This window comes from Xenorhabdus koppenhoeferi (assembly GCF_900116635.1).
Taxonomy (GTDB): Bacteria; Pseudomonadota; Gammaproteobacteria; order Enterobacterales; family Enterobacteriaceae; genus Xenorhabdus; species Xenorhabdus koppenhoeferi.
On record NZ_FPBJ01000052.1, the window covers coordinates 1 to 13,925 of the forward strand.

The following is a 13,925-nucleotide window of genomic DNA, read 5'->3' on the forward strand; positions in this document are numbered from 1 at the left end:
GAACAACCTGCTGAACCGCTTCCAGCTTAAATTCAACGGAATAGTGGCGTTTGGTCGGTTTGGTCGGTTTCAATTTCATTGTCATACCTCATTATTATGTTAATAACATTAGCAGGCTTTTGAGGTGTCCGGATTTAATGTACTACTACATTTTCGGCCCACTCTTAATAGAGACAAAACGAAAAGCCTCAATGTACTCACTGAGGTTATTATATGTAGTGAAAGTTAACCACCATCCAAACAAAAATGCTCTACAAGCTGTGAAAGTAGTTTTCTTGTTGGTTCAATAAATGCCATGTCCAAAAATTCATCGGGCTGATGCGCCTGTTCAATCGACCCCGGTCCCAAGACCAATGTTGGGCACAGTTCCTGAATAAAGGGCGCTTCCGTACAGTAATTGACTGTATCCGTTTTTGTTCCCAACAATTTTTCAATCACGCCAACCAGTTTGTGGTCTGTCGGGCACTCATAACCCGGAATGGGTGGGTGAAGTTCTGTTACGCTCAGGTGTCCCGGCCAGCGCTGTTTCACGGGTTCCAGTACGTCATTCAGCAATCCGTTCAAATCCTGCAAGGTCAGTCCGGGAAGCGGGCGGATATCCATATGCAGTTCACAGCAGGCACAAATGCGGTTTGCGGCATCTCCGCCGTGAATATGGCCGAAATTCATGGTGGGATAAGGAATGACGAAAGCCGGGTTGTGATAACGCTCCCGCAAAGTATTACGTAGTTTTATCAGCTGGGTGATGGATTCGTGCATCAGATCAATAGCATTGATGCCCCGTGCCGGATCACTGGAATGCCCTGATTTTCCTTCTATGCGGATTGCTTGGGACATATGCCCTTTATGGGCGCGGATTGGCTGTAATGATGTGGGTTCGCCTATGATAGCGAAATCAGGCCGAATGTTGGCATTGGCAGCAAAATAACGTGCACCTGCCATTGATGTTTCTTCGTCAGCAGTAGCCAGAATATAGAGGGGATGAGACAGTTTGCTGGCATCAATATCCCGCACTGCATCAATGATAAAGGCAAAAAAGCCCTTCATATCCGCCGTGCCGAGACCATATAACTTGCCATCGCGCTCTGTCAGTGTGAATGGATCTTGTGTCCAGCGTCCCTCATCAAAAGGGACAGTATCCGTATGACCACATAGCAGCAAACCACCTGAACCTCTACCCAATGTTGCCAGTAGATTGAATTTGCCCCGGGTTTCAGGGACGGGTTGAACTTTAATCGAAAAACCAATCTCTTTTAGCCATTCCGCCAGTAGATTGATAACAACTTCATTACTTTGGTCTAGTTCAGCATCATTTGCGCTGATAGATGGAGCTGCGATGAGCTGATGATATAACTTAATAAATGACGGTAATTTCATATTCACTGTTGACAGCCCTTACTCATAATAGTATCAATATTAATGCAAATTAATTGCATATAAATGCAATTGTATCGTTGGTTAACACTAATTCGTTGGTTAACCCTAATAAGGTGAATAAATTCCATGCTGAATACACTGATAGTTGGTGCCAGTGGTTATACCGGAGCTGAGTTAGCCGCATATCTGCAACGTCATTCCCATGCCCACATCTGTGGCTTGATGGTTTCTTCTCAAAGCTCAGATGCGGGGAAGTCTTTTTCAAAACTTCATCCGCAATATAAGGGCATCCTTGATTTGTCCTTACAACCATTGACTGATGTATTTGAAGCAGCGAAAGGTATTGATGTAGTTTTCCTCGCAACTGCTCATGAAGTCAGTCATGACATTGCACCGTTATTTCTGGAAGCGGGCTGTATTGTGTTTGATTTATCAGGTGCCTACCGAGTACAAAATACACAGTTTTATAAAAAATACTACGGGTTCGAGCATAAAAATGCCGCATGGTTAGCGCAAGCTGTGTACGGGCTGGCAGAGTGGCAGGCAGAAGAAATCAAGCAAGCTCGATTGATTGCGGTTCCCGGATGTTATCCCACTGTTTCCCAACTTTCATTGAAGCCATTGCTTGAAAAAAATTTACTGGATACCGGGCATTGGCCTGTCATCAATGCGGTCAGTGGTGTCAGCGGTGCAGGGCGGAAGGCATCAATCACCAGCAGCTTTTGTGAAGTGAGTTTGCAGCCTTATGGTGTTTTTAATCATCGTCATCAACCTGAAATTGCAACGCATTTAGGCACTGAAGTGATTTTCACACCTCATTTGGGCAATTTTTCACGTGGGATTTTGGCCACAATCACTTGCAAATTGAAATCCGGTGTAACAGAAGAACAGGTTAGTGAAGCCTATCAGCAGGCGTATCACGATAAACCATTGGTTCGTTTATACAGCGAAGGATTCCCCGCGTTGAAAGCTGTCGTTGGTTTGCCGTTCTGCGATATTGGTTTTGCTGTTCAGGGGCAACATCTGATTATTGTGGGTGCTGAGGATAATTTGTTGAAAGGTGCAGCGGCACAGGCGGTGCAGTGCATGAATATTCGTTTTGGGTATGAAGAAACGCTGGCGTTGCTTTAAGTTCATGCCGAAAAATTAAGATTCCGACAAATTTTAATACTGACAGAGGATAAAGCCGATGGTTCCGTTAGTTATCAAGTTGGGTGGTGTGTTATTAGACAATGAAGAAGCGCTGGAGCGGTTATTTACTACGTTGCAGTTATACCGAAAAACTCATCAGCGTCCGCTGATTATTGTGCATGGTGGTGGTTTTTTGGTTGATAAGCTGATGCAGAAATTGCAGTTGCCGATTTTAAAGAAACAGGGCATAAGGGTCACACCGGAAGATCAAATCGACATTATTGCAGGCACATTGGCAGGGACTGCTAACAAAAAGTTGTTGGCATGGGCAACAAAGCTCCGTTTACCCGTTATTGGGTTATGTCTGGGAGACGGAGACGTTGTGAAGGTATCCCAACTTGATAAAGAGTTTGGGCACACAGGAAAAGCGCTGCCGGGGAAACCCGATCTCCTGAAAATTTTGCTGGATGTGGGCTATATTCCGATTATCAGCTCAATCGGTATCACCGAACATGGTGAATTAATGAATGTGAACGCCGATCAAGCGGCAACTGCCATCGCTCAGGTGTTAAATGCGGATTTGGTTTTTTTGTCTGATGTCAGCGGAATTCTGGACGGAAAAGGTCAAAAAATCCCGGAAGCCACGGCGGAAAGGATCGAACAGTTAATTGAACAGGGCATTATTACCGACGGCATGATAGTGAAAGTAAAAGCAGCATTAGATGCGGCAAAAACACTTGGGCAACCCGTGGATATTGCGAGTTGGCGACATGCAGAGCAGTTGGTTGCTTTATTTAATGGCATACCCGTTGGCACACGAATTCTGGCGTAATTAAAAAGGTTACTTCTATGACTAAAAATATTAAAAAAATCGTTCTGGCATATTCAGGTGGTTTAGATACTTCCGCCATTATTCCGTGGCTGAAAGAGAATTATGGTAATTGTGAAGTCATCGCATTTGTTGCTGATGTTGGGCAAAGTCGTGAAGATTTGGATGGTGTGGAGCAGAAAGCATTGCGTTCCGGTGCTTCTGAATGTCACGTTGTCGATCTGCGTGAAGAGTTTATCAAAGAGTATGTTTATCCCGTGCTGAAAACGGGTGCGTTATATGAAGGTAGCTATCTGCTTGGCACATCAATGGCTCGCCCAATCATTGCCAAGGCTCAGGTTGAACTGGCGCTGAAAGTAGGAGCGGATGCTGTCGCCCACGGTGCAACCGGTAAAGGTAATGATCAGGTTCGGTTTGAAAGCACGTATACCGCGCTGGCACCGCATCTGAAAGTGGTTGCCCCGTGGCGGGAATGGGATTTGCGTTCCCGTGAGGCACTGCTGGATTACCTGAAAGTGCGTGATATCCCCACTACCGCGACGCTGGAAAAAATCTATAGCCGTGATGAAAACGCATGGCACATTTCAACCGAAGGTGGTGTTTTGGAAAGCACATGGAATGCGGCCAATAAAGATTGTTGGGTATGGACAGCAGAACCCGAAGATGCACCGAATGAACCAGAATATGTTACGGTGACAGTTGAAAAAGGTGAAGTGGCTGGTGTGAACGGTCAGGCATTCTCACCGTATCAGTGCCTTAACGCGCTGAATGAGTTAGGGGCTAAGCATGGCATTGGCCGGATTGATATTGTAGAGAACCGTTTGGTGGGCATGAAATCCCGTGGTTGTTATGAAACACCGGGGGGAACCATCATGATGGAGGCGTTGCGTGGTATTGAACAGTTGGTTCTGGATCGTGATAGCTTCAAATGGCGTCAGCAGCTGGGATTGGAGATGTCTTATGTTGTTTATGACGGGCGTTGGTTTGCTCCGTTGCGTCGGTCAATTCAAGCCGCAGCTGAAACGTTGGCTGTCAGTGTCAGCGGTGAAGTTGTTCTGAAACTGTATAAAGGACAGGTGACCGCAGTGCAGAAAAAATCTGCCTATAGCCTCTATTCTGAAGAGTTTGCCACTTTTGGTGAAGATGAGGTGTATGACCACAGTCACGCCGAAGGTTTTATCCGCCTGTATTCGCTTTCTTCACGCATTCGTGCGCTGAACAGTAAAAAATAGTGAACCAATTCTTGGCAATCAACAGTAATTAGATATACCCAATGGATTTCAAGATGCAGCGCAGCCAACAAAGCTGCAACTTGAAAGACGACGGGTATATAACAGGAACGATATTATGGCACTTTGGGGCGGGCGTTTCAGTCAGGAAGCCGATCAGCAATTCAAGCAATTCAACGATTCACTGCGTTTTGATTATCGTTTGGCAGAGCAGGATATTGTAGGCTCGGTAGCATGGTCAAAAGCACTAGTTACGGTAGGAGTATTAACTTCAGGAGAGCAACAAAAGCTGGAACTGGCTTTGAACGAGCTATTGGATGAAGTGCGAACCAACCCCAAGGCCATTTTACAAAGCGATGCGGAAGATATTCATAGTTGGGTAGAAGGGCAACTTATCGGGAAAGTGGGAGATTTGGGTAAAAAACTTCACACGGGGAGAAGCCGTAATGATCAAGTTGCGACGGATTTAAAATTATGGTGCAAAGATCAGATTGTCCATATTCAGAAAGCACTTGTCGAGTTACAACAGGCGTTGGTGATCACGGCTGAGAATAATCAGGATGCAGTAATGCCGGGTTATACCCATTTGCAGCGGGCGCAACCCATCACGTTTGCTCATTGGTGTCTTGCTTATGTGGAAATGTTGGCCCGTGATGAAAGTCGTTTGCAAGATGCACTGAAACGGTTGAATGTCAGCCCGTTGGGATGTGGTGCACTAGCTGGAACTGCTTATGATATCGATAGGGAACAATTGGCATCATGGCTTGGTTTTGCTTCGGCGACAAATAACAGTCTGGACAGTGTTTCTGATCGCGACCATGTTTTGGAGTTGTTGTCAGGTGCAAGTATTAGCATGATTCATCTTTCCCGTTTCGCGGAAGACTTGATTTTCTTTAACAGTGGGGAAGCAGGGTTTGTTGAATTATCAGATCGGGTCACTTCCGGCTCTTCTTTGATGCCACAAAAGAAAAACCCTGATGCGTTGGAGCTTATTCGTGGTAAATGTGGCCGGGTTCAGGGTTCCTTAACCGGTATGATGATGACGTTGAAAGGGCTTCCCCTCGCTTACAATAAAGATATGCAGGAAGATAAGGAAGGCTTGTTTGATGCACTGGATACATGGCTGGCTTGCCTGCATATGGCTGCATTGGTACTGGATGGTATTCAAGTGAAACGTTCTCGCTGTGAAGAGGCTGCGAAGCAAGGGTATGCCAATGCGACTGAATTAGCGGATTATCTGGTTGCAAAAGGGGTTCCATTTCGTGAGGCACACCATATCGTCGGTGAAACTATAGTGGTTGCCATTGCTAAAGGTAAGGCGCTGGAAGAGCTTTCTCTGTTTGAATTGCAAAAATTCAGTGATGCCATTTCTGTGGATGTTTATGATATTTTATCACTGCAATCTTGTCTGGATAAGCGTCTGGCAAAAGGTGGTGTTGCACATGAGCAAGTGCAGCAAGCGATTGTTCAGGCGAAGCAGCGATTTAGGTAAAAAAACTAATAACACAATCTGTTGATAGTTTTTTGTGCTCGTGGATATAATGATTCATTGATCAATACTATCATTGATATCAAATGCTGAGGTTGGGAATGAATATCCGAGATCTGGAATACCTTGTAGCACTTGCTGAATATCGGCACTTTCGTCGAGCTGCTAATGCCTGTAATGTCAGCCAACCAACACTGAGCGGTCAAATCCGCAAGCTGGAGGATGAGTTGGGCGTGATGCTGTTGGAGCGCACGAGCCGCAAGGTATTATTTACCCAACAGGGTATGTTGCTGGTGGAACAGGCCAAAATTGTATTGCGGGAAGTGAAGATCTTGCAGGAGATGGCTTCCCTTCAAGGGGAAAGTATGTTTGGGCCGCTGCATATTGGCCTTATCCCGACAGTCGGTCCCTATCTCCTGCCCCTTATCATTCCTGCGCTGCATAAATTATTTCCTAAATTGGAAATGTACCTGTATGAAGCTCAAACCCAAAATCTGCTGGCACAGTTAGATAGTGGAAAGCTTGATTGTGTGATTTTGGCCTTGGTGAAAGAAACAGAAGCATTTATTAAGGTACCGCTTTTTGAGGAGTCGATGAAATTAGCGGTGTATGAAGGCCATAAGTGGTCAGAGAGAACTCAAATCAAAATGAATGAACTGTCTGGCGAGAGATTATTGATGCTGGAAGATGGACACTGTTTGCGTGATCAAGCGATGGGTTTTTGTTTTCAGGCAGGTGCTAAAGAAGATATGCATTTCAGGGCAACCAGTTTGGAAACGCTGCGTAATATGGTGGCCGCAGGGGGTGGCATTACCTTGCTGCCTGTCTTAGCAGTTCCAAAAGAGGGTAAGCGTGATGGTATTTGTTATCTGGAATGCAAAGGGCCGGAACCTCAACGTTCAATTATATTGGTTTATCGTCCCGGTTCACCTCTGCGTGGTAGCTATGAGCAATTGGCAGAGGCGATCCGAACTAAAATGGGCAATTATTTAGACGAACTCGAAAAAACATCAAAATAGCCGATTTAGCCCATTGAGTGCTGCAACACGGTAAGCTTCCGCCATTGTTGGATAGTTGAAGGTAGTATTAACGAAGTATTCGATATTATTGCCTTCACCTTTTTGTTCCATTATGGCCTGACCGATATGGATGATCTCTGCGGCCCGCTCGCCAAAACAGTGAATACCCAAAAGCTGTTTTGTGTCACGGTGGAACAGGAGCTTGATACTGCCAACATTCATACCTGCAATCTGTGCTCTTGCCAGATGCTTGAATTGGGCGCGTCCTACCTCATAAGGAATTTTCATTGAGGTCAGTTGCTGCTCTGTTTTGCCGACGGAACTGATTTCAGGAATGGTATAAATTCCCGTGGGGATATTTTCCACCAGATGCAGATCAGCTTCGCCTGTTGTCATTGCTTTTGCCGCAATGCGACCCTGATCGTAGGCGGCAGAAGCTAAACTTGGATAGCCGATGACATCACCAACTGCGTAGATATTTTTATTGTTGGTTTGGTAGACGCGATTAACTTTGAGCAAGCCACGGCTGTCTGTTTCCAATCCGACATTTTCCAACCCTAACGTATCTGTATTACCCGTTCGGCCATTGGCATACAGAAGACAGTCTGCTTTAACTTTCTTGCCGGATTTCATGTGAACAATCACACCATCATCAACACCTTCAATCTTTTCGTATTCTTCATTGTGGCGGATGATAATGCCACTATTCCAGAAGTGATAGGACAGGGCATCAGACATCTCTTGATCAAGGAAAGAGAGCAGGTGATCACGTGTATTGATCAAATCAACCTTAACGCCCAATCCCCGGAAGATGGAAGCATATTCACAGCCGATGACTCCTGCACCGTAGATAATCACGTGGCGTGGTTCGTGATCCAGTTGCAGGATGGTATCGCTGTTATAAATACGGGAATGGGTAAAATTGACATCAGGAGGGCAGTAGGGACGAGAACCTGTGGCAACGATTATTTTGTCCGCACTTAATACATCAACACTATTATCAGCATAACGCACACTTACCCGATGTTCATCAAGAAAAGTTGCCTCTCCGGAAAACATTCGGCACCGATTGCGTTCATAAAACCCTTGGCGCATTTTGGTCTGCTGGTTAATCACCACTTCAGCATGGCGCAGGATTTCAGAAAACGAGGAACGAAGAATACGGGAGCTATCACTGTAGAGAGGGTTTTGATTAAATTCGATAATGCGACTGACGGCATGGCGGAGAGCTTTCGACGGAATAGTTCCCCAATGGGTACATCCACCACCGACATTATTATAACGTTCTATAACTGCAACGTTTTTACCTTGTTTTACCAGCCCCATTGCTGCTCCTTCCCCACCGGGACCAGAGCCAATCACAATGGCATCAAAATGAGTATATTGCATAGAGGAAAGACCTGTTTTTACACAAAATAACAACGCTATCTTAACATTAGTTGGAGTAATAACCCAATGAGCATATGGTTTTTATCTCATTGTTTAGAAATAAAATAGAATTTAGAAATAAAATAGAAATACCCCGAATAATATCTTTAAGAGAACAATCACAGCAAACTAAGCAGAATCTGTTATATTTGCCCCATTATCGAGCTGAGACAGATCAGGATTTTTGTGAGTAACGTAACTGGAATCAGAGCAAAACAGAAAGAAAAAACCCGTCGTTCCCTGATTGAAGCGGCATTTAGTCAACTTAGCGCTGAACGTAGTTTCACCAGCTTGAGTCTGCGGGAAGTGGCTCGGGAAGCGGGTATTGCACCGACTTCTTTCTATCGTCATTTTCGGGATGTAGATGAATTAGGGCTGACGATGGTGGACGAAAGTGGTTTGATGTTACGCCAATTGATGCGTCAGGCTCGCCAGCGTATTGCAAAGGGTGGCAGTGTCATTCGAACGTCTGTCTCAACGTTTATGGAATTCATCGGCAACAATCCTAATGCATTCCGCCTGCTGTTGCGTGAACGTTCTGGTACATCGGCTGAATTTCGTGCGGCTGTAGCACGAGAAATCCAACATTTTATTGCTGAACTGGCAGACTACCTCGAGCAAGCGGGTCATATGCCACGTCATTTTACTGAAATACAAGCCGAGGCGATGGTAACCATTGTATTCAGCGCAGGCGCAGAAGCGTTGGATATTGATGAGGAGAAAAGATGTCGTCTCGAAGAACGTTTAGTTTTACAACTCCGCATGATTTCCAAGGGCGCTTATTATTGGTATCGTCGTGAGCAAGAAAAAAACACTGTCCCTAAAAACGATCCCTGAACTTTCTGAATAATAATGAAAGGAGAATAATACGATGGAACAATACCGCCAAGATAAAAGTACAATGTTGCTGGCTCTTATCGTTGGTCTGGCAACACACGGAACTTTCTCAACATTTTTCAATTCTTATATTTCTTTTTCCATTTTTCCAATTATTGCACTGGTACTTTCTCTGTATTGTCTCCATCAACGTTATTTGAATTATCCAATGGCCGAAGGATTACCAAAACTAACAATAGGATGCTTCTTTTTAGGAATGTTCATGTACAGCGCATTTATTCGGATGGAATATCCGGAAATTGGCTCTAATTTCTTTCCTGTTGTCATTGGTACTGCACTGATATTCTGGATTTATCTAAAGGTGAAAGGGCGTAAACAGCAGGCGATACTGACTTCAGAAAGCCAAAACTGATCGTTTCTGGCCTCATGGTTCAATAAAAACGCCACAAGAATAGCTCTGTGGCGTTTTTATTTTTGGACAATTTGACGACGACTAGCCTCTTTTTTCGAGTAGTACACCACATTCCATATGGTGGGTATATGGGAACTGATCAAACAGTGCCAGTTTGCTGACATGGTGAGTTTGTGTCAGTGTTTCCAGATTCTGGCAGAGCGTTTCTGGATTGCAGGAAATATACAGGATGCGTGGGTACGCTTGAACCATTTTGACAGTTTCCTCATCCAATCCACTGCGTGGGGGGTCAACAAAGATGGTTTCACATTGATAACTTTTTAAATCAATCCCTTGCAGTCGATTAAATTCCCGCTCACCATTCATCGCTTGCGTAAATTCTTCCGCTGACATACGGATAATTTGGACATTATCAATCTGATTGGCTGTGATATTAAATTGTGCGGCAGCAACTGAAGGTTTAGCAATTTCCGTTGCCAGTACTCGGTCGAAATTCTGCGCCAGTGCCAGAGAGAAATTGCCATTACCACAATATAGTTCAAGCAGGTCGCCTTTTGAGCCTTTAGTGACATCAATCGCCCACTCCAGCATATGAATATTGATGCTGGCATTGGGTTGCGTAAAGCTGTTTTCAACCTGGCGGTAAATCATGGTGTTACCAGCAACAGGCAACTCTTCATCTATATAATCGTGATTGAGCATGATTTTGGTTTTTGCTGCGCGTCCGATAAGTTGGACATCAAAATCTTTTGCCATTAATTGGCTACGCAGAGCGATTGCCTGTTCACGCCACTCATCATCCAGCTTTTTATGGTAAAGCAGGGAGACAATGATTTTGTTGCTACGAGTGGAAAGGTAATCTATCTGAAACAGTTTGTGGCGTAATATAGAGTTATCTTTTACACCCGCAATGATGGCCTGCATCATGCTGTTGATGAGTTGATTGGCAACCGGAAATTGATCGATGCGGATACGCTGCTTGGTTTGCTGATCAAACATAATGTGATAGAGGTCATCTTCCTCATGCCAGATACGGAATTCGGCCCGCATTCTGTAATGTGATGCCGGAGAACGGAAAACTTCAGGCTCAGGTACACTAAAGGGGGACATCATTCCTTTTAGACGATGGACCTTCTCCATCAATTGATTTTCATAATTTTCCGTTGACAAAGCACTCTGCATTATCTGGTTCTCGTATGGTCGCGTTAAGAAAAATTTCCGAGCGGCATTGTAGGTGAAGCGTAAAGGATGTCCAGTTTTCTGGTTTATCAGCTTCTTTTTTTGATGGGAAAGGGTTCTGGACACCTTAAGATCTTCATCGTAGCATGACCCTTTATAGTTAGGCGCATATTGGATGCATAAAAAGTCAGATACCACACATTCTCTCATCACAAATCTTATGTCAAATAAAAAACATATCCTTTTTTCTGTTGTGTCTGTGACCGTGTTTCCTGGCTGGAGTCATGTTGCAGTTGCGGATAATCAAGATCCGATAGTCGTTACAGCCAATCGTTTTAAGCAGCCGATTTCCTCAGTGTTAGCACCAATGACGGTAGTGACTCGTGAAGATATAGATAAGTGGCAATCCAGTAGCTTAGTCGATGTTTTACGCCGTTTGCCGAGTGTTGATATTGCACAGAATGGTGGCATTGGACAGCATTCATCCTTATTTGTTCGTGGCACAAATTCAAATCATACTCTGGTGCTGGTGGATGGTATTCGTTTGAATCAGGCTGGTATTACGGGTTCTGCTGATTTTAGCCAGATCCCTATCTCAATGGTGCAAAGGATAGAATATATCCGTGGCGCTCGCTCTGCTGTATATGGCTCTGATGCCATCGGTGGTGTAATCAATATCATCACAAAGAGAGAACAACGGGGAACCACACTGAATGCCGGTATTGGTTCGAATGGATATCAGAACTATAACGGTTCAACCCAGCAGAAACTCAGTGAGGATACCTTATTAACAGCGGCGGCAGGCTATACCTATACCAAAGGGTTTGATGTGATTGTTGATGGTAAAACAGGAGGGTATCGTCAGCCGGATCGTGATGGCTTTATGAGTAAAATGCTGTGGCTGGAAATAGATCACAAAGTAAATGAGCAAGTTAGTGGATTTGCTCGAACCTATGGGTTTAATAACCGGACAGCTTATGATGCATGGAGTATCGGCGATACCGATACTCGCGAATTATTCAGCCGTACTTATGATGCCGGAATTCAATTTAACCAAGGTATTTACTCTTCACAACTAATTGCCAGTTACAGCCATGTGAAAGATTATAATCACGCTCCTGACGACGGGCGTTATGGCAAAAACACCAGCCTGAGTGATTCCAAACAATATAATGTTCAATGGGGAAATCTATGGCAAGTTGGTCATGGCGCGATCAGTAGTGGCGTGGATTGGAAGCGGGAATCGGTAGCCGCAGGTTCCAATAGCATCCCCGTCCAAAAAGATGTCGATAACACAGGATTGTACTTGACGGCACAGCAAAGAATTCATGATTTCACATTGGAAGGCGCAGTGCGTTCAGATAATCATTCTGAATATGATTGGAATACAACATGGCAAACTGGAGCGAGCTGGGAATTCATTGATGGTTATCGTTTCATCGTTGCCTATGGAACAGCGTTCAAAGCTCCGACTTTGCACCAACTTTATAGCCAATGGGGCAATGAAAGCCTTAAACCAGAGAAAAGTAAACAATGGGAAGGTGGTATTGAAGGATTGACAGGTCCACTGAATTGGCGTTTGTCTGTTTATCATAATGAAATTGAACAGTTGATAAATTTTAGCAATGACCGTTATGAAAATATTGGTAAGGCTAAAATAAAAGGTGTTGAGTGGACGGGGACAATAGATACTGGCATATTTCAACATCAGCTCACATTACAGTATGTTGATCCGCGTGATGGCAATGATCAGCAATTAACTCGCAGAGCTAAACAGCAAGTTAAATACCAATTAGACTGGGAAACTTTCAATGTTGATTGGGGGATAACTTATCAATATATTGGTAAGCGTTATGATCAAGATTATAGAGGGTTCCCTCCGAGAACAGTGAAATTGGCAGGTGTAAGTCTATGGGACATCAACGCCTCATATCCAATCACTGACCACCTTATAATTCGTGCTAAAATAGCTAATCTGTTTGATAAAAATTATGAGACAGCCTATGGCTATCGCACTCCAGGAAGAGAATACTACCTCATCGGCAGCTACAACTTCTGATTTAAATAGGACCGCCCGTCCAACGATTCTGGTTTTTGATTCCGGAGTGGGTGGTTTATCTGTCTATCAAGAGGTTCTACAGTTATTGCCAGATCTCCACTATATATATGCTTTCGACAATGAAGCATTTCCTTACGGCGAAAAAACAGCTGAAGTGATTATTGAAAGAGTTATTCAGGTTATTGATATTATTCAGAAAGAACACCATTTGGCAGTTGTTGTTATCGCTTGTAATACTGCCAGTACAGTCAGTTTACCCACCTTACGCGAACACTTTCCCTTTCCTATTGTTGGTGTTGTTCCTGCAATCAAACCAGCGGCAAAACTGAGTTGTAACCGTATTGTGGGCTTATTGGCGACACGTGCTACAGTGAATCGTGACTATACCAAAGAATTAATTACCCGATTCTCTGCAGATTGTCAGGTACATTCAATAGGATCTGCTGAATTGGTAGAATTGGCTGAAAGGAAGTTGCACGGCAATGATGTTCCACTAGAAGAGTTGGAAAAAATATTGAAGCCATGGCTGAGAATGAAAGAACCACCGGATACTGTTATTTTGGGTTGCACTCATTTTCCCCTGTTAGCAGAAGAACTCTCGCAAATTTTACCCGCTGGAACAAGATTAGTTGATTCAGGGGTTGCAATTGCTCGCCGAACGGCATGGTTGGTTAAAAATAAGGGTGATTTGTTTTTAACAACTGAAAATAACTTGGCTTATTGCACAAAAATAGAAGCAAATAGTGAAGCTTTGCGTCCCGTTTTACGTGAATATGGTTTCCCTGTGCTGAAAAAACTACCAATTTAAGTGAGATTTGCCGTAATAATCAGCTGTCGGTAATTTTTTTGAAAAAAACTCTTGTCAGCGGCGGAAAACTCCCTATAATGCGCCACCACTGACCGACGCTGCGCTGAGACATGCCGCGGCGGGAAGTC

At 44.2% G+C, this 13,925-nt stretch carries 12 protein-coding genes; 9 read left to right on the plus strand and 3 right to left on the minus strand.

Annotation, left to right across the window (positions count from 1 at the left end):
- Positions 1 to 225 precede the first annotated feature (225 nt).
- On the minus strand, positions 226 to 1,383 hold the full coding sequence (argE, locus tag BM329_RS13250) for an acetylornithine deacetylase (RefSeq protein WP_092554043.1): 1,158 nt from the start codon (positions 1,381 to 1,383) through the stop codon (positions 226 to 228).
- Between the two features lie 120 nt (positions 1,384 to 1,503).
- Here argE and argC point away from each other — a divergent pair, with 120 nt between their 5' ends.
- The 5 genes from argC (at position 1,504) to oxyR (ending at position 7,074) form a co-directional block, all read left to right on the plus strand.
- Entirely contained in the window at positions 1,504 to 2,508 is a 1,005-nt protein-coding gene (argC, locus tag BM329_RS13255) for an N-acetyl-gamma-glutamyl-phosphate reductase (protein ID WP_092554046.1), read from the plus strand.
- 58 nt (positions 2,509 to 2,566) lie between these two features.
- Entirely contained in the window at positions 2,567 to 3,340 is a 774-nt protein-coding gene (gene argB, locus BM329_RS13260) for an acetylglutamate kinase (protein WP_092554049.1), read from the plus strand.
- A 17-nt stretch (positions 3,341 to 3,357) separates the two neighbouring features.
- Positions 3,358 to 4,569: an argininosuccinate synthase gene (locus BM329_RS13265; protein WP_092554052.1), complete on the plus strand. Its 1,212-nt coding sequence runs from the start codon at positions 3,358 to 3,360 to the stop codon at positions 4,567 to 4,569.
- Between the two features lie 115 nt (positions 4,570 to 4,684).
- Complete coding sequence (argH, locus tag BM329_RS13270; protein WP_092554055.1) at positions 4,685 to 6,058, plus strand: argininosuccinate lyase; 1,374 nt, start codon at positions 4,685 to 4,687, stop codon at positions 6,056 to 6,058.
- A gap of 98 nt (positions 6,059 to 6,156) precedes the next feature.
- Positions 6,157 to 7,074 (plus strand): DNA-binding transcriptional regulator OxyR, encoded by a 918-nt coding sequence (gene oxyR / locus BM329_RS13275; RefSeq protein ID WP_092554058.1) that lies wholly within the window; start codon positions 6,157 to 6,159, stop codon positions 7,072 to 7,074.
- On the opposite strand, the gene sthA is transcribed toward oxyR, so the two are convergent.
- On the minus strand, positions 7,066 to 8,463 hold the full coding sequence (gene sthA, locus BM329_RS13280) for a Si-specific NAD(P)(+) transhydrogenase (RefSeq protein WP_092554061.1): 1,398 nt from the start codon (positions 8,461 to 8,463) through the stop codon (positions 7,066 to 7,068). The genes oxyR and sthA overlap by 9 nt on opposite strands.
- A 225-nt stretch (positions 8,464 to 8,688) precedes the next feature.
- Here sthA and fabR point away from each other — a divergent pair, with 225 nt between their 5' ends.
- A complete protein-coding gene (fabR, locus tag BM329_RS13285; RefSeq protein ID WP_092554063.1) occupies positions 8,689 to 9,339 on the plus strand; it encodes an HTH-type transcriptional repressor FabR in 651 nt (216 codons plus the stop codon).
- Positions 9,340 to 9,373: 34 nt separating this feature from the next.
- The gene (locus BM329_RS13290; RefSeq protein WP_092554066.1) at positions 9,374 to 9,751 is read left to right on the plus strand and encodes a YijD family membrane protein; all 378 of its coding nucleotides are present in this window, start codon (positions 9,374 to 9,376) and stop codon (positions 9,749 to 9,751) included.
- An 81-nt stretch (positions 9,752 to 9,832) separates the two neighbouring features.
- On the opposite strand, the gene trmA is transcribed toward BM329_RS13290, so the two are convergent.
- A complete protein-coding gene (gene trmA / locus BM329_RS13295) occupies positions 9,833 to 10,933 on the minus strand; it encodes a tRNA (uridine(54)-C5)-methyltransferase TrmA (protein ID WP_092554069.1) in 1,101 nt (366 codons plus the stop codon).
- Between the two features lie 217 nt (positions 10,934 to 11,150).
- On the opposite strand from trmA, the gene btuB reads away from it, so the two are divergent.
- The gene (gene btuB / locus BM329_RS13300) at positions 11,151 to 12,989 is read left to right on the plus strand and encodes a TonB-dependent vitamin B12 receptor BtuB (protein WP_092554075.1); all 1,839 of its coding nucleotides are present in this window, start codon (positions 11,151 to 11,153) and stop codon (positions 12,987 to 12,989) included.
- Positions 12,934 to 13,797: a glutamate racemase gene (murI, locus tag BM329_RS13305; RefSeq protein WP_092554072.1), complete on the plus strand. Its 864-nt coding sequence runs from the start codon at positions 12,934 to 12,936 to the stop codon at positions 13,795 to 13,797. The genes btuB and murI overlap by 56 nt, the downstream gene beginning before the upstream one ends.
- The last annotated feature ends 128 nt before the right edge of the window (positions 13,798 to 13,925 follow it).